This window comes from Rhodoferax sp. GW821-FHT07G04, assembly GCF_059418585.1.
In genome coordinates, this window is record NZ_JBWKQD010000004.1 from 141,186 (window position 1) to 162,031 (window position 20,846).

Sequence of the window (20,846 nt, forward strand, 5' to 3'; positions counted from 1 at the left end):
GCTCAGCATTGCCTTAAACTGCCACCATGAACCGCGCGGCCGCACTCCAAGCCCTGTCTGAGCACAAAGCACAGATCGTGCGGCGCTTTGGCGTCGCGTCACTGGCCTTGTTCGGGTCTACTGCTCGCGATGCGGCAAAGCCAGGTAGCGATGTGGATTTGCTGGTGAGTTTTGTCGGTCCGGCTACCTCTGCGCAGTTTTTCGGGGTTCAGTTTTATCTGGAAGATGTGTTGGGCTGCCCCGTCGATCTGGTAACCGAGAAAGCATTGCGCCCAGAGTTACGGCCCTACGTGCTGAAGGACGCGGTGCATGTCTGAGCGGGAGTGGCGCTTTTACATAACGGACATGGTAGGCTTTTGTGAAAAGGTCCTGGCGTTCACGCAAGGGCTGCAGCAAACCCAGTTCGTGGTGGATGCCATGCGTTTCGATGCAACGGTGCGCAATCTTGAGCTAATTGGTGAAGCTGCAACCCATATTCCCCAAGACGTACGCAATGCCCAGCCGACTATTCCGTGGCGGATGTTGATTGCTACGCGTAACCAGCTGATCCATGGCTATCTGGGCCTGGACAACGACATCTTGTGGAGCATTGTGCAGACTGACGTGCCCGTTCTGTTGCAACAACTCAAACTTCTTGAATCCCAACACCCATGACAGTACGTGACATCCTCAAAATGGGCGACCCGCGCCTGCTGCGTGTCGCCCAACCCGTGCCAAAGGCCGACTTCGACTCCGACGCGCTGCACCTGCTGATCACCGACCTGCTGGACACGATGAAGGCCGCCAATGGTGCGGGCCTGGCCGCGCCACAGATCGGCGTGGATTTGCAGGTTGTCATCTTCGGCAGCCGCGACAGGAACCCGCGCTATCCCGATCGGCCCATCGTGCCACCGACTGTGCTGGTCAATCCGGTCATCACGCCGCTGTCCGCAGACGGTAGTGCAACCGGTGAAACACCGGAAGAAGACGATTGGGAAGGCTGCCTGTCCGTCCCTGGCCTGCGCGGTCTGGTGCCACGTTGGTCGCGTATACGCTACACCGGCTTTGACCAGTACGGTGACCCCATCGACCGCACCGTGGACGGCTTCCATGCGCGCGTAGTTCAGCATGAGTGCGACCATTTGTGGGGCAAGCTCTACCCGATGCGGGTTCGCGATTTCAGCCAATTTGGCTACACTGAGGTTTTGTTCCCGGAACTCACCTGACGCCCATGAGCCCCGAACTCACCAAAAAGCTCGCCGCTGCCGTGGACGGTATGCCGGCCTTTCCCAAGAGCGTGCAACGGGTTCTGGAGCTCACGCGCGATGTCAACAGCACACCCAAGGACCTGGTCGAGGTCATCGATAAAGACCCGGTGCTGACCGTCAAGATACTCAAGGTCGTCAACTCCGCCTACTACAGCCTGCCCAAGCAGATCACGTCGGTGGGCCACTCGGTGGTCTACCTGGGCTTCAACACCATCAAGAACCTGGCCCTGAGCATTGCCGCCATCGGCATGCTGCCCAAGACCAACGAAGCCGGTTTCGACGGGCAGCAGTATTTGCTGCATTCCTTGGCCACGGCTGCCATTGCCAAGCAGCTGGCGCTCAAGGTGGACGATGCCGACCCGATGGACTGCTTTATCGCCGGCCTGCTACACGATTTTGGCAAGGTGGTGCTGGCCCAGTTCATGCCCAAAGAGTTCCGCGCCGCGCTGGACATCAGCCAGCAGCAGGGCACATCGCTGCACCTGGCCTTGCGCCAGGTCATTGAGGTGGACCATGCCGTGGTGGGCGCCATGCTGGTCGAGAAATGGCGCTTTGCCCCCAAGCTGGTGGAGACGATTCGCCACCAATACGGCCCCGAGCTGGCCGACTCCGACATGATTGCCTGCGTGTTTGCGGCCAACCAGATCAGCAAGCAGCTCAAGTTCGGTTTTGCCGGTAACCACCTGGTCGAGGAACTCCCGCCCCAGGTGGCCAAACGCCTGGGTGGTACGCTGGAAGAGGTCATTGCCCGGTTGGGCGACCTGACCCCCTTGTTTGAAGAAGCCCAGGTTTTCTCAAAAATCTAACCCATTTTGGGTTACTTGGTCGCCGCACTAAATAAAAAACGGCGCTAGCCCTCGCCAAATATGCGTTACTCGCTACTAAATAAGTAGCGAGCTCACTGAGCCGCCAGGGCTTCCAGTAATTCGGTCTCTATCTCGATCTGCTTCTTGTTGTGCTGCAGCTCCGGCCCGTCGATGAGGAAGGTGTCTTCCACCCGCTCGCCCAAGGTGGCCACCTTGGCCAGTTGCACATTGACCTGGTGGCGGGCCAGCACCAGGGCCAGGCTGTAGAGCAGGCCCACACGGTCGCTGGCCGATACATTGAGCAGCCAGCGCTGGCCTTTTTCGTCCGGCGTCAGCGTCACGCGCGGCGCGATGGGGAAGCTCTTGACTCGGCGCGAGACCCGGCCGCGGCTGGGTTTGGGCAGGGGGCCGGCGTCGGCAATCACCTTGGCCAGACCGTTCTCGATCATGCTGGTGATTTCGCGGTATTCCTCGGGGCCGGCCGAGGTGACCACCTGGAAGGTATCCAACGCGTAGCCGTTCTTGGCCGTGTGGATGCGCGCATCCAGAATGCTGAAGCCGCGCTGCTCAAAGTAGCCGCAGATACGGGCAAACAAATCGCTTTGGTCCGGTGTGTAAACCAGCACCTGCAAACCTTCGCCCGCGGGTGAACGGCGTGCGCGCACCACGGCCTTGCCGGTGCCGACCACGCGCGACAGGTGGCGCGTGTGCCAGGCGATATCGGCCGCGTCGTGGCGCATGAAGTAGCCCACGTCCAGCGTATCCCACAACGGCTTGTGCGCCTCAAAGGGCAGGGAGTGCATGTTGACGATGACCAGGGCCTCGCGCTTGCGGGCCTCCACCTCGGCATCGGGGTCGGGTGCGTGGCCACCCAGCGCGCGGCTGGTGTAGCGGTACAAGTCTTCCAGCAACTTGCCCTTCCAGGCATTCCACACCTTGGGCGATGTGCCACGAATATCGGCTACGGTCAGCAGATACAGGGCAGTCAGCTGGCGCTCGTTACCGACGCGTTTGGCAAAGTCGGCGATGACGCGCGGGTCGCTCAAGTCGGCTTTTTGGGCGATGCGGCTCATCGTCAGGTGTTCGCGCACGACGAACTCGATCAGTTGCGCATCTTCACCCGAGAAGCCATGTTGCTTGCAGAAACGCCGCACCTCGGCGCCGCCCAGGTCGGAGTGGTCGCCACCGCGGCCCTTGGCAATGTCATGGAAGATGGCGGCAATGGACAGCAGCCAGGGCTTGTCCCAACCCGCGGCCAACTGCGAGCAGAACGGGTATTCGTGGGAGTGCTCCACGATGAAGAAGCGGCGCATATTGCGCAACACCATCAGGATGTGCTGGTCCACCGTGTAGACGTGGAACAGGTCGTGCTGCATCTGCCCCACGATGCGGCGGAACACCCACAGATAACGCCCCAGCACCGAGGTCTGGTTCATCAGCCGCATGGCGTGCGTCGTGCCCTGGGGCTCCATCAAAATTTGGCGGAAGGTCTGGCGATTAACCGGGTCGCTGCGAAAGCGCGCATCCATCAGGTTGCGGGCGTTGTACAGCGCGCGCAACGTGCGGGCCGACAGACCCTTGACGCCCACTACGGTCTGGTAGACCAGAAAGGTCTCCAGGATGGCGTGGGGTTCGCGCTGGTACAGGTCGTCGCTGACCACATCGATCATGCCGGCCTTGTCGTTGAAGCGGTCGTTGATGCGGCGTGGCGCGTGGGTGGAGGGGTTGAGCCGCTCTTCAATGTTCAGCAGCAGAATCTGGTTGAGCTGGGCCACCGCCTTGGCGGCCCAGTAGTAGCGTTTCATCAGCGCCTCGCTGGCACGCACCACGGTGCGTTTTGGCGGTGTACTTTTGGAGACCAGGGTCTTGGTCGTGTAGCCAAAGGATTCGGCCACCGCGTTCTGCATGTCAAAGATCAGGCGGTCTTCGCGCCGGTTGGCGATCAGGTGCAGGCGGGCGCGTATGCGCATCAGCAGCGATTCGTTGCGCTGGATCTGCTTCACCTCAAAAGGCGTGGCCAGGCCATTGACCGCCAGTGCATGCCAGTTATCGCCAAAGCCTGCGGCCTTGGCCACCCACAGGATGATCTGCAGGTCGCGCATGCCGCCGGGCGATTCCTTGCAGTTGGGCTCTAGCGCGTAGGGGGTGTTTTCGAACTTGGTGTGGCGCTGGCGCAGCTCCAGTGTCTTGGCTACAAAGAAGGCCCGTGCGTCCATGGCCTTGAAGAAGGCGGTCTTGAACTGCTGCACCAGATCGGCATTGCCGGTGATCAGCCGGCATTCCAGCAACGCGGTCTGTATGGTCACATCCTTGGCGGCTTCGGCCAGGCAATCGCCCAGGGTGCGCACGCTGGAGCCGATTTCCAGCCCCACATCCCAGCAACTGCCGATGAACGCCTCGATGCGGCCCTTGAGCGCGGTGTCGTAGTGCGGGTCGTAGCCGTCGGGCAGCAGCAGCAGAACGTCCACGTCGGAGTGCGGAAACAGCTCGCCACGCCCAAAGCCGCCGACTGCCAGCAGTGCAAAGGGGTGCTGCAGGCCGGCGTGGTCCCACAGTTGTTTGAGCACGCCGTCGGCCAGATGCGCCAGTCGGACCAGGGCCTTGTGCACGTCGCGCCCGGTGGCATCGCCCTGGCCCAGGTTCTGCAGCAGTTGGGTTTTGTCGGCGCGGTAGGCGTTGCGGATTGCCTGTAAATCAGCCATGGGTACCGTGCCGTCGTCGTTACGCGCCAGCGGTGTCAGGCAGCAGCAGCGGCTTGTGCGGGCACAAATGCCGGCGTGGGCGGGGAGCCGGCGGACAGCGTCATCACCTCATAGCCGGTGGGTGTGACCAGCACGGTGTGCTCCCACTGGGCGGACAGCGAATGGTCCTTGGTGACGATGGTCCAGCCGTCTTTCTCGGGGCCGTCCTTGATTTCTTTTTTGCCAGCATTGATCATGGGCTCGATCGTGAAGGTCATGCCTTCGACCAGCTTTTCCAGCGTACCTGGGCGGCCATAGTGCAGCACTTGGGGTTCTTCGTGGAAAACTTGGCCAATGCCATGGCCGCAGAACTCGCGCACCACGCTGAACCCGTGGCCTTCGGCAAACTTCTGGATCGCAAAACCAATGTCACCCAGGTGGATGCCGGGTTTGACCAGCATGATGCCCTTCCACATGGCCTCGTAGGTGATGTTGGCAAGGCGCTTGGCGGCGATGGAGACCTCGCCCACCGGGAACATGCGGCTGGTGTCGCCGTGCCAGCCGTCCTTGATGACGGTGACGTCGATGTTGACCACATCGCCTTTTTTCAGCGGCTTGTCGTTGGGAATGCCATGGCAGACCTGGTGGTTGACCGAGGTGCAGATGGACTTGGGGTAGGGGATATTGCCGCCGCCCTTGTAGTTCAGCGGGGCCGGAATACCGCCTTGCACCTGGGTGATGTAGTCGTGTGCCAGCTTGTCCAGTTCGTTGGTGGTGACACCGGGTTTGACGAAGGGCGTGAGGTAGTCCAGCACTTCAGAGGCGAGGCGGCCTGCAACGCGCATGCCCGCAATGCCCTGGGCGTCTTTGTAGGTAATGGTCATGGCGCAATTATCCCATGCACACCCGGTTGCGACCTTCCTGTTTGGCCCTGTATAACGCGGCGTCGGCGTCTAGAATCAACTGGCTCAAGGTGTGCCCCGATTTGTCCGAGTTGCTGACGCCCATGCTGACCTGGTAGCGGATGGGGCCGGCCGGCGTGGCAACCTGGGCTTGTGTGACCAGCTCGCGCAGACGGTCGGCAATGCGAAAAGCCGATTCGGGGCCCGAACCATCCAACAGCAGCAAGAACTCTTCGCCGCCGTAGCGCACCACCAGATCACCGGGGCGAACCTGGGCAATCAGCAAGTTGGCCAGATGGGTCAACACCTGGTCGCCCACGGGGTGGCCATGCTGGTCGTTGATGGCTTTGAAATGGTCGGCGTCCACCAAGGCCACTGCCACGGGGCGCATGCTTTGCCGCGAGCGGATCAGCACGCGCTGCCCCATGCGTTCCATGCCGAGGCGGTTCAGGGTGCCGGTCAGCGGGTCCAGCAGGGTCAGGCGATTGAGCTTTTCAGCGTAGCGATGGGCCACCAGCATGATCAGTCCAAAGGCAATGGTCACCTGCGCCAGCGCCACCGCCAAAATGGTTGCGGACATCAGCGTTTCGTCGGATACCGTGCCAGAACCACGGGCGTGTGCCGCCAACTGGTAGACGGAGCGCAGTACCAGCGCCAGCCCCAGTGCAGTAAAGCCGCTGACGGCTATCCACATCATGGCGCGTACGCTGCCCCGCAGGCCGCGCACCAACGTGATCGCGCAGGCCAGATTGAGTCCACCCAGCAAGAGCCCGGTGGCTACCAGCCGCGCGGTCTGGTCGGGTTGCACGGTCGCAAAATACGCGGGGATGGCAAAAGTGACTGCAGTAATGCCAGGCAGCCATTGCCAGGCCATTGCGTAGTCACAAAACCGGCATACGCCTCGCAGTACGAGGGCCATGCCCAAACCCAGCAATGCGTAGCTGATGCCGCCGTGCACCACCTCGGGCAGCTCGGTCATGTTGCCGACGGCCAGCCCCAGGCAACTCACCACATTGCCCAGCGCCCAGAGGCGTTGTTCGGCCAAGGCGTCCGTAGACAGTGCTGCAGCGATCAGCAGCAGGGTCGTCAAGACCGTCAAGCTGATCTGCACCAACAAGAGCGTTGAATTGTTCAGCATGCGGCCACCATGGATTTAGTCTAGCGGCGACAGGCCAAGCCTGCACACGTTTTTTTGTTCAGGTTTTGCGTGCGCTCTCTTTCCCGTTCTCCTTCCAACTGGACGCGCCTATCAGAACCAGTTGCAATTGCTTCACGAAGTTTTCGGTCATTTCGGTCTCCAGCATGGGCTGGTCGGGCGGCAGGTCCAGTATCTCGGGGGCTGCGGCCAGCATGGAGGTCACGATCAGGCCGCAGACCATTTGCAGGCTGGCGGTGGACAGGTCTTTGTAGGCGCCCAGGCGGCGGAAGTCCTGTGCCATTTCGTTCGTGAAGTGGGTCACCTCGTTGCGAATCGCCATGCGCAGGATGCGGCTGCCACCCGAGCGTTCGCTGGACACGAACAGGAACAACAGGCGGTTGTCCACCACATAGTGGCGGTAAACCTGCACCGAGCGGCGCACGATGTCCGCATCTGCGGCACCGGTCTGGCGTGCCTCGCGCAGCAGGCGGCGCAGCGCAATGCCCATCTCTTCGACCAGTTCCAGGCCCAGCTCATCGGTATTGCGAAAGTGCCGGTAGAAGGCATTGGGCACCATACCGGCCTCGCGCGCGATCTCGCGTATGCCCAGGCTGGTGAAGCTGCGGCCTTCGCCCATCAGCGCCAGCGCAGCCTGCAACAAGCTGTTGCGGGTGAGGTCCTTGCGCTCGGTGCGGGTCAGCTTGTCCTTGGGGTCTGCGGGGGCGGTGGGTTTGGTCATGTGGCATTTGTTGTGTACGTTTGTATTTTATGCTGTGCAATGAATAAATTGGTTTATCTCCCTAGATTTGGGCTTTTGCATTGAATATTTGTGTACGAATGTACACAATCAAGTCATTGCAACCTGGAGACACCATGCAAGCATCCTTCACAGCCACCACGCCCCATGCCACAGGCAGCGTTCATCGCATGGCAATGGCGGTCAATACGCCGCTGGTCAAGGCCCTACGGCACCCTTGGGTGGAGTCCATTGTTCGGCTCAGCGCGGTCGAAGATGCGCTCGCCGCCATACACCCCTTGCTGTCATTGACCGACGTACGAGCCCGCGTGGTGCGCATTGTGGAAGAGACAGCTGCTACCAAGACCTTTGTGTTGCAGCCCAATGCCCTGTGGGCGGGTGCAGAGGCCGGGCAGTTTGTGCGGGTGCAGTTGGAGATCGATGGCCGGCGCGTGGAGCGGGCCTACAGCCTGTCGTCGCGGTCGGGAGCGCGGTGTATTGCCTTTACCGTCAAGCGACAAGACCCAGGTTTGGTCTCGCAACACCTGCACCGCACGGTCCGTGTGGGCGATGTTCTGACCATCAGCCAGGCCATGGGTGAGTTTGTGTTGCCCAAGGAATTGCCCGCAAAAATGCTGCTGCTGAGCGCAGGCAGCGGCATTACGCCGGTGATGTCCATGCTGCGCGACTTGAAGGCCCGCGCTTACCGGGGCGATGTGGTGTTTCTGCACGTGTGCCGCGCGCCGGACGACCTGATATTCGCAGCCCAATTGCAGGCAATAGCGGCCGACTTCCCCAGCCTGCGTTTGGTGCTGCACTATGACGCAGCCGCCGGGCGCTTGACACCCCAGACGTTGGCCCAACAAATGTCCGATCTTTCAGAGCGCAGCACCTGGATGTGCGGCCCCGCCGGTTTCATGGATGCCATCAGTGCGTACTGGGAGGCAAAGGGCTTGGCTTCGCCACTGTTCAGCGAGCGCTTTGTGGGCGCGCCGCTGTTGCCCAGCACCGCGCCGGGCACGCCGGTTCAGGTGAAGTTCGCCCACAGTGGCAGCAGCTTCACGACCCAGGGCACCGCACCCTTGCTGGTGCAGGCCGAGCGCGCGGGGCTCGCACCCAAGCACGGATGCCGCATCGGCATCTGCCGTTCCTGCCAGTGCATCAAAACCCATGGCACGGTGGAAAACCTGCAGACCGGTGAGGTGTCATCCGCGCCGAACGAACTGATACGCCTGTGTATCTCCACCGCGCGCTCTGATGTGGCGCTGGCCTTGTAGGCCCTTCAACAACAACCCAGACCCAACAAACACGAGCACCACACCATGCACTTTGCCAATCCACATTCCCTGAGCCGCGAGCAGGTTGCCGACTTCGAGCGCGAGGTCAACACCATCCGCGACAGCGTGATGAACAAGCTGGGCCAGGCCGACGTTGATCACATCCGCAACATGATCCGCATCAGCCGCGCCAGCGAAATCGGTGGCCGTGCGCTGCTGCATTTTGGTCTTGGCCCCTTGAGTTGGCTAGCCGGTGTGCTGGCCCTGGCCCACGCCAAGATTCTGGACAACATGGAGATCGGCCACAACGTCATGCACGGCCAGTACGACTGGACCGGCGACCCGGCGCTGAACTCACAAACCTTCGAGTGGGACATCGCCTGCGATGGTGAGCAGTGGCGGCATTCGCATAACGTGACCCACCATACCTACACCAACATTCTGGGCAAGGACCGCGATGTGGGTTACTCGCTATTGCGCATGACCGAGGCGCAAAAGTGGAAGCCCCGCCATTGGTTCCAGCCGCTGGCGAATCTGATGCTGGCCATGGGCTTTCAGTACGGCGTGGGCTCGCACGACCTGGAGATCGGCCGCTACAAACACGGCGCCATGCCCAAGGCCGAGTTCAAGGCGCGGCTGGACCGGTTCCTGACCAAGGTCGGGAAGGTCTGGTTCAAGGACTACCTGTTGTTCCCGGCGCTGGCACTGTGGAGCGCGCCGCGCGTGCTCGCGGGCAACTTCTGCGCCAACCTGATCCGCAACCTGTGGACCTACCTCATCATCTTCTGCGGCCATTTCCCCGATGGGGTGGCCCTGTACCGCGAGGAAGACACACGCAACGAAACGCGGGGCGACTGGTACCTGCGCCAGCTCTCGGGCTCCAGCAACCTCACGGGCGGGCGGCTCTTCCACATCTTGACCGGTCATCTGAGCCACCAGATTGAGCACCACCTGTTCCCCGACATGCCGGCCCACCGCTACCCCGAGGTGGCGCCGCAGATCCAGGCGCTGTGCCGCAAATATGGCCTTGCCTACAACAGGGGCAGCCTATTGCGGCAGTATGCAACGGTGATGAAGCGCATCCTGTTGCACACCTTACCGCCCAAGCGGGCGAGCGTTTGATGCATGGGTTTGATGCACTGCAATATTCGGTTAGGCAGAGCGCTCTACGCTAAATGACCAATTGGTCGGTACTATCGCGCCCCAAAGGAGCTTCCCTCTCATGAACGATTCGTACCTTGGCTTTGCCAACTCAACTTTGGGCTCACGTATTGCAGCAATGCTGGGCCTGCCACAACCCCTGCCTTTGGAGCGTTTCAAGCCCGGCCAACCCGTCATCAAGGGCGGCGTGCTGATCGGTGGCGGTGGTACCCCCCAACTGCTGAATGCATTGGTCGCCGCTTTCAAATCCATGGGCGCGCAGACCGTGGCCCACAAGAGCCTGCCGCAATGGATGGGTCTGGCCAACGAAGCCGGCATGATGACCGGGCGTTGGGGCGTAGCCGACCAGCCGGGTGAAAAGGTCAAGGCGCTGGTGTTCGACGCCACTGGCCTGACCGACAGCGACCAGTCCGATGCCCTGTACAACTTCTTCCACGACGCCGCGCGCTCCGTGCTGCCCTGTGGCCGTGTGGTCGTGCTGGGCCGCCCGCCCGAAGCCTGTGCCAATCCGCGCCAAGCCACCATCCAGCGCGCGCTGGAAGGCCTGACCCGTGCCCTGGCCAAGGAACTCAAACGTGCCATCACCGTGCAACTGGTGTACGTGGCCGAGGGTGCCGAAGACCAGCTGGAAAACACGCTGCGCTTTTTGCTGTCACCCCGTTCGGCCTATGTGTCGGCGCAGGTCGTGCGCCTGGCGGCTCCCACAGCCGCCAATGGCGCAGTGGACTGGAACCAGCCACTGGCTGGCAAGAAGATTCTGGTGACCGGCGCATCGCGCGGTATTGGCGAATCCATCGCCGAGGTCATGGCGCGTGACGGCGCACAGGTCATCTGCCTGGATGTGCCGCAAGCCAAGGAAGGTCTCGACGCTGTTGCCAATCGTCTGGGTGCCAAGGCACTCGCGCTGGACATCGGCTCCGCCGAAGCGCCACAAGCGCTGGTGGATGCGGCACTGGCCGACGGTGGCTGGGACGTGGTCGTGCATAACGCCGGCATCACACGCGACAAGACCATTGCCAACATGAAGGATCACCTGTGGCAAGCAGTTGTCAACGTCAACCTGTCCACACAAGAGCGCATCAATGACGCGCTGGTGGCATCGGGCGCGCTGAAGGCCGGTGCGCGCATTGTGTGTGTTTCGTCCATCTCCGGCATTGCCGGCAATCTGGGTCAGACGAATTACGCCTTGTCCAAGGCCGGTGTCATTGGCATGGTGCAAAGCATGGCACCGGTGCTGGCGAAGAATGGCATCACCATCAACGCCGTGGCGCCCGGTTTCATCGAAACCCAGATGACGGCCGCCGTGCCGTTTGCGATCCGCGAAGCCGGCCGCCGCATGAACTCCATGGGGCAGGGCGGTCAACCTGTCGACGTGGCCGAAGCCATTGCCTGGTTTGCATCCCCCGCATCCGGTGGTTTGACCGGCAACGTGGTCCGCGTCTGCGGCCAAAGCCTGATCGGTGCCTAACACTATGACAACCACCACCCAAGAAATCACCGGCTCCCCCAGCCTGGCGGCCACCTTTTTCCGTGCCCTGGGCACGGGCGGCAAACGCCCCGGTCTGGTCAAGTCCTTGCCCAAGGTCGAGCTGGCCATCCCCAGCGTCACACTGGGTGCAAACCATATTGCACGTTACGCCGCACTGACCGGCTTTAGCGCGTCGCAAGGTGTGCCGCTGATCTACCCGCAGATGCTGACCTTCCCTCTGGTGACCGCGTATATGTGTTCGCCCGAATGCCCGTGGCCCGCCATGGGCACGGTGCACCTGGCCAACAGCATCGAGCAACACAAATCCCTGCGCGCGGGCGACACGGTGCGTGTGGAGATGGGCACCGGCCAACTGTTCACGCATGAAAAGGGCCAGGGTTTCACGCTGGACCTGCGCATCCTGCGGGACGGCGAGCTGGTGTGGAGCGCCACACAAAGCCTGCTGCGCGTAGGTGTCAAAGAGACTGCCGGCCAGCCCTTTGCCAGCCAGTTGGCGTTGGACACATCGTTGTCCTGCCAGACCGAGTTCACGGCGCCCGCCGACATGGGCCGCCGCTACGGCGCCGTGTCGGGCGACCGCAACCCCATCCACCTGACGGCCATCACCGCCAAGCTGTTTGGCTTCCAGCGCGCCATTGCCCATGGCATGTGGACCAAGGCGCGGGCGCTGTCGTACCTGCTGCCGGCCGACCCACTGGAGCAGGCATCGGCCACTGTCGAATTCAAGACCCCGTTGATGCTGCCTGGCCGCGCCACGCTGTGGACCGAGCGATCCGCCCACGGCGCGCAGTTTGAAGTGCGCGACAAAAAGGGCATGCGCCCCCATCTGCGCGGCCAACTTAGCTGCTAAAACCGTAGCAAAGCCATTGAATTTGTTTTTCTCCCCACACGGAACAACACACCCATGACCACCAACACCACCGTTCGCCGCGTCGCCATCCTGGGCGGCAACCGCATCCCTTTCGCCCGCTCCAATACCGTCTACTCCCAAGCCTCCAACCAGGAGATGCTGACCGCCACGCTGCAAGGCCTGGTGGACCGCTACAACCTGCACGGCGAACGCCTGGGTGACGTGGTGGCCGGTGCGGTCATGAAGCATTCGCGTGACTTCAACCTGGTGCGCGAATCTGTGCTGTCCACCACGCTGGCCCGCGAAACCCCGGCCTTTGACATCCAGCAAGCCTGCGGCACCGGCCTCGAAGCCGCCATGCTGGTGGCCAACAAGATTGCGCTGGGCCATATCGACAGCGGCATTGCCGGCGGTGTGGACACCACATCGGACGCCCCCATTGCGTTGAACGAAAAGCTGCGCAAGATCCTGCTGGACCTGTCCCGTGCCAAGACCGGCGCCCAGCGCCTGGCGATTGCCGCACGTGTGCGCCCCTCCATGCTGCTCAAGCCCGCGCTGCCCCGCAATGGCGAGCCACGCACCGGTTTCTCCATGGGTGAACACGCCGAGATCATGGCGCGTGAATGGGCCATCACCCGTGAAGCCCAAGACGAACTGGCGTTGAAGAGCCACCAGAACCTGGCCAAGGCCTACGACAACGGTTTCTTCACCGACCTGATGACACCGTTCAAGGGTGTTACCAAGGACAACAACCTGCGCGCCGACCTGACGATCGAGAAGCTGCGTTCGCTCAAGCCCGTGTTCGACAAGAAGGTAGCACCCGGCCAGGGCACGCTGACCGCCGGCAACTCCACACCGCTGACCGATGGCGCATCTGCCGTGCTGCTGGCCAGCGAAGAGTGGGCCGCCGCGCGCAATCTGCCGGTTCAGGCCTATATCACCTTCAGCGAAGTGGCTGCCGTGGACTTCTTCGACAAGAAGGAAGGCCTGCTGATGGCCCCGGCCTACGCCGTGCCCCGCATGCTGGCGCGCGCCGGCCTGACGCTGCAAGACTTTGACTACTACGAAATCCACGAAGCCTTTGCTGCCCAAGTGTTGTGCACGCTGAACGCATGGCAGGACAAGGTGTTCTGCAAGCAGCAGCTGGGTCTGGACAAGCCGTTGGGCAAGATCGACATGAAGAAGTTGAACGTGAACGGCAGCTCGCTGGCTGCGGGTCACCCCTTTGCCGCAACCGGCGGCCGCATCGTGGCCACGCTGGCCAAGATGCTGGCGCAAAAGGGCTCCGGCCGCGGGTTGATCTCCATCTGCGCCGCAGGTGGCCAAGGCGTTGTCGCCATCATTGAACGTTAAAGAGATTCGCCACCATGCTGCAATACAAAGCCCCCCTGCGCGACATGCGCTTTCTGATCAACGAAGTGCTGGACTACCCCCAGCACTACAGCATGCTGTCCAATGGCGGCGAAGCCACGCCCGAGATGGTCGATGCCATTCTGGAAGGCGCGGCCACGCTGTGCGAAGAGGTGCTGGCACCACTGAACGCATCCGGTGACAAGGAAGGCTGCAAACTGAATGACGGCGTGGTGACCACGCCCAAGGGTTTCAAGGAGGCCTACGCCGAGTTCGTGGCCGGTGGCTGGCAAGGCCTGTCCTTTCCCGTGGAATACGGCGGCCAGGGCCTGCCCATGTCGCTGAACCTGATGAAGTCGGAAATGATGGGCGCGGCCAACTGGTCGTTCAACATGTACCCCGGCCTGAGCATTGGCTGCATCAACACGCTGCTGCAGTACGGCACGGACGCCATTAAGACCGTCTACTTGCCGCGCCTGGTGGCGGGTGAATGGACCGGCACCATGTGCCTGACCGAGCCCCAGTGCGGCACCGATCTGGCCCAGGTCAAGACCCGTGCCGAGCCGCAAGCGGATGGCACGTATGCGCTGACGGGCACCAAGATTTTTATCTCGGCCGGTGACCACGATCTGGCGGAAAACATCGTCCACATCGTGCTGGCCCGCCTCCCCGATGCGCCAGCGGGCACCCGTGGCATCTCGCTGTTCGTTGTCCCGAAGTTTGCTGTCGCTGCTGACGGCGCGGTCGGTGCGCGCAATGGCGTCAACACCGGCTCGCTGGAGCACAAAATGGGCATCGCCGCCAATGCGACGGCCGTGCTGAACTTTGACGGCGCCATCGGCACCTTGATTGGCGAGCCCAACAAGGGCCTGGAAGCCATGTTCACCTTCATGAACACGGCCCGCATCGGCACCGCCATCCAGGGTGTGGCCCATGCCGAGCTGTCGTTCCAGGGCGCATTGCCCTACGCCCAAGAGCGCCGCTCCATGCGCGCGCTGTCGGGCAAGAAAGAACCCGAGCAGGTGGCAGATGCCCTAATCTGGCACCCCGATGTGCGCCGCATGCTGCTGACGCAAAAAGCCATCGCCGAGGGCGGCCGTGCCATGATTTACGGGGCGTCCAAGATCGCCGACAAGATGTTCACCGCGGTGCAAGACGGCGACCAGGCGGCCTACAAGAAATACGACGACGAGCTGGGCTTCTACACCCCCATCTTGAAGGGCTTCTTGACCGAGATGGGCCTGGAAGCAGCCAACCTGGGCATCCAGGTGTTTGGCGGACACGGCTACATCGGCGAACACGGCATGGAGCAGATCGCGCGCGATGCCCGCATCTCCACGCTGTACGAAGGTACCACCGGCATCCAGGCGCTGGACCTGCTGGGTCGCAAGGTGTTGCTCAACACCAAGGGCAAGTGTGTGCGCGATTTCAGCGCCACCATCCTGCGCATGGTCAAGCCCTATGCGTTGCAACGCACGCCCATGGGCCAGATGATGCGCACGCTGGCGCGCCGCACGGCCCAGTGGAATGTGTTGACCACACTCATCATGCTGCGCGCCTCCAAGGACCGCGAACAAGTAGGCTCGTCCAGCGTGGACTACCTGATGTACTCCGGCTTTGTGATGATGGCTTACTTCTGGGCGCTGCAGGCATCCAAGGCGAACGAACTGCTGGCCAGCGGCAAGGGCAAGGAGTCCAACGACTTCTACACGGCCAAGATCCAGACCGCCGAGTTCTACTTTGCGCGCCTGCTGCCCCGCGCCGACGCGCACTACAGCGCAGCGCTGGCACCCACCAGCGCGGTGATGCAGATGCCGCAGGAACTGTTTCAGATGGCGTGAAAACCACCGCATGGCAGCAAGGTCATAAGTTGTTTGAGCCGCTAGCCCTCGCCGGTATTACATGATGCGCTATGTAATGCATAGCAATGGCTATGCCCGCAACTGGATGGCCGTTTGCGTGGCATGGGTGCTGGCCTGCACGATGGCGTCGGCAGCTTGTGCCGCTGACGCCGCCAACGACGAATGGCTGGCCCAGAACCACGAAGCCGTGCTGCTGTACCAGGCTGGCAACTACTCCGACGCCCTGGTGGCGGCGAAAGAGACCCTGGCGCTTGCGGAGCGGAAATTCGACCCAGCCCATCCGAACGTTGCCAACAGCCTGAACGGGATTGCGGAGATCTACCGCGCGCAAGGCCAGTATGCGCAGGCGGAACCGTTTTACCTGCGCGCATTGGGGATCTTTGAGAAGACGCTGGGTCCGAACCATCCCACCGTCGCCAACAGCCTGAACGGCCTCGCAGAACTCGCCCGCGCGCAAGGGCGCTATGCACAGGCCGAGCCATTCTTCCAGCGCGCCTTGGCAATCCGAGAGAAGGCGCTGGGACCGGAGCATCCGCTTGTGGCCAGCAGCTTGCACAGTCTTGCCGAACTCTACCGCGTGCAAGACCAGTACGCTCGCGCGGAACCCCTCTACCAGCGTTCACTGGCGATCCGGGAGAAGATGCTGGGGCCCCACCACCCGGATGTCGCCAACAGCCTGAACAGCCTGGCGGCGCTGGACCAGGTTCAAGGCCGGACCGCGCTGGCGGAGCCGCGCTACCAACGCGCGCTGAAGATATGGGAAACGACGCTCGGCCCGGACCATCCGGCGGTGGCCAGCAGCCTGAACAACCTCGCATTGCTTTACCGCCAAAACAAGGCGTATGCGCTGGCGGAGCCTCTCTACAAGCGTTCATTGGCTATCCGCGAAAAAGCCTTGGGTCCGGATCACCCCGACGTCGCCAACGGGCTCAACAACCTCGCAGAGCTTTACAGTGCACAGGGCTTCTACGCGCGGGCCGAGCCGCTCTACAAGCGCTCGCTGGCGATCTGGGAGAAATCCCTTGGCCCGGACCACCCCGAAGTGGCCAAAAGTCTGAACAACCTGGCCGTTCTCTATCGCGCGACCCACCGGCCCAAGCTAGCGCAAGAGGCCCAAAAGCGCGCCGCGCGCATCGAGTCCATCAAGCGATGAAGGCTTGCCGCAGGAGCGGCACGCCGGGGCGGCTAAAATCAGCAGGCTTTAGGCCCGTGCCCATTCAGCGTACGGGTAAAAGCTGAACCTTCAACCCCCAGCCCACCCAACAGGCCGCCCCAGTGACTCTGCACATCACCCAATTCGAGGGCAGCAACGCCCTGAGCAGCTTCCGTATCCAACAACTTCTGCCTGCTTTGCAGGGCATCCACGAGAAAATTGCGGGCATTTCGGCCCGTTTTGTCCATTTGGTGGCCAGCGATGTGGCGCCAGATGCCGCGCTGAGCGAGCAACTGGCCGCGCTGCTGACTTACGGCGACCCTTATGTCGGTCCCACGGATGGCCCGTTGATTGTGGTGTCGCCCCGCCTGGGCACCGTGTCGCCCTGGGCGTCCAAGGCGACCGACATCGCCCACAACTGCGGCCTGGCCGTCAAGCGTATTGAACGCCTGGTGGAATACCGCCTGACGCTGAAGAACGGCCTGCTGAGCAAGACCGCGCTGACGGCCGAGCAACTGCAGCAGGTCGCCGCCGTGCTGCACGACCGCATGACCGAAAGCGCCATGCTGGAGCGTGCCCAGGCCCTAGGCCTGTTTGGCGCCCTGCAGGCCGCGCCCATGGACCATGTGGACGTGCTCAAGGGTGGCAAGGATGCCCTGGTCAAGGCCAACACCCAGTTCGGCCTGGCCCTGGCCGCTGACGAGATCGACTACCTGGTCAACGCCTTCACGACGCTGGGCCGCAACCCGACCGACGTAGAACTGATGATGTTTGCCCAGGCCAATAGCGAACACTGCCGCCACAAGATTTTCAACGCCCAATTCACGATCGACGGCGTGGCGCAGGACAAGAGCATGTTTGGCATGATCCGCCACACGCACCAGACCAACCCCCAGCACATGCTGGTGGCGTATTCGGACAATGCGTCGGTCATGGAAGGCGTGGTGGTCGAACGCTTCGTAGCAAAATCAGCAGACATGAAGGGCCAATCGGGCCCTGGCCCCCGTGGAATGGTCGTAGCCAGCTACGAAAAGCATAGCGAGACCAACCACATCCTGATGAAGGTGGAGACGCACAACCACCCCACGGCCATCTCCCCATTCCCCGGCGCGTCCACCGGCGCGGGCGGCGAGATCCGTGACGAAGGCGCCACCGGCCGCGGCTCCAAGCCCAAGGCAGGCTTGACCGGTTTCACCGTGTCCAAGCTCTGGGGCGGAGATTTCGGCAAGCCCGAGCACATTGCCAGCCCGCTGCAGATCATGGTCGAAGGCCCGCTGGGTGGCGCGGCCTTCAACAACGAATTTGGCCGGCCCAATCTGCTGGGCTACTTCCGCGAATACGAGCAAAGCGTGGCCAGCAATGTGGACACCGTGCAGCGCGGCTACCACAAGCCCATCATGATTGCCGGTGGCCTGGGCGTCATCGACGCCACGCAGACCCACAAGATCGAATTCCCCGCCGGCAGCCTGCTGATCCAGCTGGGCGGCCCCGGCATGCGCATCGGCATGGGCGGCAGCGCGGCCAGCTCCATGGCCACGGGTGCTAACGCCGCCGAGCTGGACTTTGATTCGGTGCAGCGCGGCAACCCCGAGATTGAGCGCCGGGCGCAAGAAGTCATCAACCAGTGCTGGATGCTGGGGCAGGGTACGGCCGAGCAACCCGGCAACCCGATCTTGGCGATCCACGATGTCGGCGCCGGTGGTTTGTCCAACGCCTTCCCCGAACTGACCAATGACGCCGGCCGTGGTGCCCGTTTCGACCTGCGCGCCGTCCAGCTGGAAGAGTCCGGCATGGCGCCCAAGGAAATCTGGTGCAACGAGAGCCAGGAACGCTACGTGATGGCGATTGCACCCGAGTCGCTGGACCTGTTCACCGCCATCTGCGAGCGCGAACGTTGCCCGTTTGCTGTGATTGGCGTGGCCACCGAAGAACGCCAGCTGAAGCTGGTGGACGAGGGCGCCGAATCGCCAGTGGATATGCCCATGAATGTGCTCTTGGGCAAGCCGCCCAAGATGCACCGCGACGTCAAAACCGTAGCCCGCACCTTCAAGCCCCTGGACCTGACCGGCGTCGACATCCAGAAGGCCGTCATCGACGTGCTGGCCCACCCCACCGTCGCCTCCAAACGCTTCCTGGTCACCATTGGTGACCGCACCGTCGGTGGCCTGACCCACCGCGACCAGATGGTCGGCCCCTGGCAGGTGCCGGTGGCGGATTGCGCCGTCACGCTGGCCGACTTCAAGGGCTTTGCCGGCGAAGCCATGTCCATGGGCGAACGCACGCCGCTGGCCGCGCTGGATGCACCGGCATCGGGCCGCATGGCCGTGGCCGAGGCGATCACCAACCTGCTGGCTGCGCCCATCGAGTTGCCCCGCGTCAAGCTGTCCGCCAACTGGATGGCCGCCTGTGGCGAACCGGGTGAAGACGCCGCGCTGTACGCCACTGTCAAGGCCGTGGGCCTGGAGCTGTGCCCGGCGCTGGGCGTGTCCATCCCCGTGGGCAAGGACTCGTTGTCCATGCGCACGCAGTGGAAGGATTCCAACGCAGACGACAAGAAGGTCACATCCCCCGTGTCCCTGATCGTCAGCGCCTTCGCAACCTTGGCCGATGTGCGCGGCACGCTGACGCCCCAATTGAATGCATCCGAAGACACCACTTTGGTGCTGGTCGACCTGGGCCACGGCAAGAACCGCATGGCCACCAGCATCCTGGCGCAAACGCTGAACCAGGTGGGCGACGCGGTCCCCGATCTGGACAACGCCAAGGACCTGGTCAACCTGGTGAACGCCGTGAACGCTTTGCGCGCCCAAGGCAAGATCCTGGCCTACCACGACCGCAGCGACGGCGGCCTGCTGGCCACCGTGGCCGAGATGGCTTTTGCCGGCCGCGTCGGTGTGTCGCTGAACGTCGACATGCTGGTCACCGAGGGCGACGGCATCTCCGACAGCCGCATGGACGTGGGTGACAGCAAAAACTGGGCAGGGCAGGTGGGTGCCCGCCGCGAAGAGCTGACGCTGAAAGCCTTGTTCAGCGAAGAGCTGGGTGTCGTGCTGCAGGTGCGCACCGCGCAGCGCAGCGAGGTCATGGCCACGCTGCGTGAGCATAATCTGTCCGCCCACAGCCACTTCATCGGCAAGACGCGCCCGGCCTCCAGTGAAATCGACGCTGGCAAGAACGAACTGCAAATCTGGCGCGATGCCAAGGCCATCTTCAAGGCCCCGCTGGCCGACCTGCACCAGGTCTGGGACGCAGTCAGCTGGAAGATCTGCCAGCAGCGCGACAACCCCGCCTGTGCCGATGCCGAGCACAGCGCCGCCGGTGCGCTAGGCGACCCTGGGCTGCATGTGCATTTGTCAAATCAGGCGCTAGTCCTCGTGGAATCTACGTATACCGCTACGAAGAATGTAGCGCCCGCCATTCTCGCCGCTCGTCCCAAGGTAGCGGTGCTGCGTGAGCAGGGCGTCAATTCCCATGTGGAAATGGCCTATGTATTCACCGAGGCCGGGTTCGAGGCCTACGACGTCCACATGACCGACCTGCAAACGGGCCGTGCCCAACTGGCGGACTTCAAGGGCATCGTGGCCTGTGGCGGCTTTAGCTATGGCGACACGCTGGGCGCCGGCATTGGCTGGGCGCGCTCCATCACCTTCAACAACGCCTTGGCCGACCAGTTCAAGACCTTCTTTGCCCGCACGGACACGTTTGGCCTGGGCGTGTGCAACGGCTGCCAGATGTTTGCCGAGTTGGCTGACATCATCCCCGGCGCGCAGGACTGGCCGCGTTTCACCACCAACCAGAGCGAGCGCTTCGAGGCGCGCCTGTCGATGGTGGAGATTCTGGAATCCCCATCCATCTTCCTGTCCGGCATGGCCGGCAGCCGCCTGCCGGTGGCCGTGGCCCATGGCGAAGGTTACGCAAACTTTAAGTACCGCGGCAACGCAGGCAAGGCCGTGGCCGCCATGCGCTACACCGACAACCATGGCGCGGCAACCGAAGCCTATCCCTTCAACCCCAACGGCAGCCCCGGCGGCCTGACCGGTGTGACCACCCCTGACGGCCGCTTCACCGCGTGGATGCCGCACCCCGAGCGGGTTTTCCGCAACGTACAGATGAGCTGGACAGATGGCGACCGCAGCGCGCACAGCCCCTGGATACAGGTTTGGCACAACGCAAGGCGTTGGGTGGGGTAAACGC

16 protein-coding genes are annotated in these 20,846 nt (G+C 62.6%); 12 read left to right on the top strand and 4 right to left on the bottom strand.

The window, feature by feature from the left end:
• Positions 1-26 precede the first annotated feature (26 nt).
• Genes AC07OO_RS19975 through AC07OO_RS19990 form a run of 4 tightly spaced genes read left to right on the top strand, consistent with a single transcriptional unit; the run spans position 27 to position 2,053 of the window.
• Positions 27-317, top strand: a complete 291-nt coding sequence (locus tag AC07OO_RS19975) for a nucleotidyltransferase family protein (RefSeq protein WP_495083898.1) — start codon at positions 27-29, stop codon at positions 315-317.
• Positions 310-654: a HepT-like ribonuclease domain-containing protein gene (locus AC07OO_RS19980; RefSeq protein ID WP_495083899.1), complete on the top strand. Its 345-nt coding sequence runs from the start codon at positions 310-312 to the stop codon at positions 652-654. The genes AC07OO_RS19975 and AC07OO_RS19980 overlap by 8 nt, the downstream gene beginning before the upstream one ends.
• Positions 651-1,205, top strand: a complete 555-nt coding sequence (locus AC07OO_RS19985) for a peptide deformylase (RefSeq protein WP_495083900.1) — start codon at positions 651-653, stop codon at positions 1,203-1,205. The genes AC07OO_RS19980 and AC07OO_RS19985 overlap by 4 nt, the downstream gene beginning before the upstream one ends.
• Before the next feature lie 5 nt (positions 1,206-1,210).
• A complete protein-coding gene (locus tag AC07OO_RS19990; RefSeq protein WP_495083901.1) occupies positions 1,211-2,053 on the top strand; it encodes an HDOD domain-containing protein in 843 nt (280 codons plus the stop codon).
• A gap of 92 nt (positions 2,054-2,145) precedes the next feature.
• Here AC07OO_RS19990 and AC07OO_RS19995 read toward each other — a convergent pair whose 3' ends face one another.
• From AC07OO_RS19995 to fabR, 4 genes are read right to left on the bottom strand one after another with little or no spacing between them, the layout of a single operon-like run.
• Positions 2,146-4,755, bottom strand: a complete 2,610-nt coding sequence (locus tag AC07OO_RS19995) for a [protein-PII] uridylyltransferase (RefSeq protein ID WP_495083902.1) — start codon at positions 4,753-4,755, stop codon at positions 2,146-2,148.
• Between the two features lie 35 nt (positions 4,756-4,790).
• Positions 4,791-5,618 carry a type I methionyl aminopeptidase gene (gene map, locus AC07OO_RS20000; protein WP_495083903.1) on the bottom strand — a complete coding sequence of 276 codons (828 nt, stop codon included), beginning with the start codon at positions 5,616-5,618 and terminating at the stop codon, positions 4,791-4,793.
• Positions 5,619-5,625: 7 nt separating this feature from the next.
• Entirely contained in the window at positions 5,626-6,774 is a 1,149-nt protein-coding gene (locus AC07OO_RS20005) for a GGDEF domain-containing protein (RefSeq protein ID WP_495083904.1), read from the bottom strand.
• Between the two features lie 58 nt (positions 6,775-6,832).
• Complete coding sequence (gene fabR / locus AC07OO_RS20010) at positions 6,833-7,513, bottom strand: HTH-type transcriptional repressor FabR (RefSeq protein WP_495083905.1); 681 nt, start codon at positions 7,511-7,513, stop codon at positions 6,833-6,835.
• A 134-nt stretch (positions 7,514-7,647) separates the two neighbouring features.
• Here fabR and AC07OO_RS20015 point away from each other — a divergent pair, with 134 nt between their 5' ends.
• The 8 genes from AC07OO_RS20015 (at position 7,648) to purL (ending at position 20,842) form a co-directional block, all read left to right on the top strand.
• A complete protein-coding gene (locus AC07OO_RS20015) occupies positions 7,648-8,787 on the top strand; it encodes a ferredoxin reductase (RefSeq protein ID WP_495083906.1) in 1,140 nt (379 codons plus the stop codon).
• Between the two features lie 45 nt (positions 8,788-8,832).
• The gene (locus AC07OO_RS20020) at positions 8,833-9,909 is read left to right on the top strand and encodes a fatty acid desaturase family protein (protein WP_495083907.1); all 1,077 of its coding nucleotides are present in this window, start codon (positions 8,833-8,835) and stop codon (positions 9,907-9,909) included.
• 100 nt (positions 9,910-10,009) lie between these two features.
• Positions 10,010-11,416, top strand: coding sequence for a 3-oxoacyl-ACP reductase (locus AC07OO_RS20025; RefSeq protein ID WP_495083908.1), 1,407 nt, complete (start codon positions 10,010-10,012; stop codon positions 11,414-11,416).
• Between the two features lie 4 nt (positions 11,417-11,420).
• Positions 11,421-12,287, top strand: a complete 867-nt coding sequence (locus AC07OO_RS20030) for a MaoC family dehydratase (protein ID WP_495083909.1) — start codon at positions 11,421-11,423, stop codon at positions 12,285-12,287.
• A gap of 54 nt (positions 12,288-12,341) precedes the next feature.
• Complete coding sequence (locus AC07OO_RS20035) at positions 12,342-13,640, top strand: acetyl-CoA C-acetyltransferase (RefSeq protein WP_495083910.1); 1,299 nt, start codon at positions 12,342-12,344, stop codon at positions 13,638-13,640.
• 14 nt (positions 13,641-13,654) lie between these two features.
• Positions 13,655-15,478 carry an acyl-CoA dehydrogenase C-terminal domain-containing protein gene (locus tag AC07OO_RS20040; RefSeq protein ID WP_495083911.1) on the top strand — a complete coding sequence of 608 codons (1,824 nt, stop codon included), beginning with the start codon at positions 13,655-13,657 and terminating at the stop codon, positions 15,476-15,478.
• A gap of 61 nt (positions 15,479-15,539) precedes the next feature.
• Positions 15,540-16,652 carry a tetratricopeptide repeat protein gene (locus tag AC07OO_RS20045; protein ID WP_495083912.1) on the top strand — a complete coding sequence of 371 codons (1,113 nt, stop codon included), beginning with the start codon at positions 15,540-15,542 and terminating at the stop codon, positions 16,650-16,652.
• Positions 16,653-16,774: 122 nt separating this feature from the next.
• Positions 16,775-20,842, top strand: a complete 4,068-nt coding sequence (gene purL / locus AC07OO_RS20050) for a phosphoribosylformylglycinamidine synthase (RefSeq protein WP_495083913.1) — start codon at positions 16,775-16,777, stop codon at positions 20,840-20,842.
• Positions 20,843-20,846: the final 4 nt, after the last annotated feature.

Excerpts from the sequence above, each read along its gene's own strand:
- AC07OO_RS19975 (WP_495083898.1), top strand. The coding sequence starts at position 27 with ATGAACCGCGCGGCCGCACTCCAAGCCCTGTCTGAGCACAAAGCACAG.
- AC07OO_RS19980 (WP_495083899.1), top strand. The coding sequence starts at position 310 with ATGTCTGAGCGGGAGTGGCGCTTTTACATAACGGACATGGTAGGCTTT.
- AC07OO_RS19985 (WP_495083900.1), top strand. The coding sequence starts at position 651 with ATGACAGTACGTGACATCCTCAAAATGGGCGACCCGCGCCTGCTGCGT.
- AC07OO_RS19990 (WP_495083901.1), top strand. The coding sequence starts at position 1,211 with ATGAGCCCCGAACTCACCAAAAAGCTCGCCGCTGCCGTGGACGGTATG.
- AC07OO_RS19995 (WP_495083902.1), bottom strand. The coding sequence starts at position 4,755 with ATGGCTGATTTACAGGCAATCCGCAACGCCTACCGCGCCGACAAAACC.
- map (WP_495083903.1), bottom strand. The coding sequence starts at position 5,618 with ATGACCATTACCTACAAAGACGCCCAGGGCATTGCGGGCATGCGCGTT.
- AC07OO_RS20005 (WP_495083904.1), bottom strand. The coding sequence starts at position 6,774 with ATGCTGAACAATTCAACGCTCTTGTTGGTGCAGATCAGCTTGACGGTC.
- fabR (WP_495083905.1), bottom strand. The coding sequence starts at position 7,513 with ATGACCAAACCCACCGCCCCCGCAGACCCCAAGGACAAGCTGACCCGC.
- AC07OO_RS20015 (WP_495083906.1), top strand. The coding sequence starts at position 7,648 with ATGCAAGCATCCTTCACAGCCACCACGCCCCATGCCACAGGCAGCGTT.
- AC07OO_RS20020 (WP_495083907.1), top strand. The coding sequence starts at position 8,833 with ATGCACTTTGCCAATCCACATTCCCTGAGCCGCGAGCAGGTTGCCGAC.
- AC07OO_RS20025 (WP_495083908.1), top strand. The coding sequence starts at position 10,010 with ATGAACGATTCGTACCTTGGCTTTGCCAACTCAACTTTGGGCTCACGT.
- AC07OO_RS20030 (WP_495083909.1), top strand. The coding sequence starts at position 11,421 with ATGACAACCACCACCCAAGAAATCACCGGCTCCCCCAGCCTGGCGGCC.
- AC07OO_RS20035 (WP_495083910.1), top strand. The coding sequence starts at position 12,342 with ATGACCACCAACACCACCGTTCGCCGCGTCGCCATCCTGGGCGGCAAC.
- AC07OO_RS20040 (WP_495083911.1), top strand. The coding sequence starts at position 13,655 with ATGCTGCAATACAAAGCCCCCCTGCGCGACATGCGCTTTCTGATCAAC.
- AC07OO_RS20045 (WP_495083912.1), top strand. The coding sequence starts at position 15,540 with ATGATGCGCTATGTAATGCATAGCAATGGCTATGCCCGCAACTGGATG.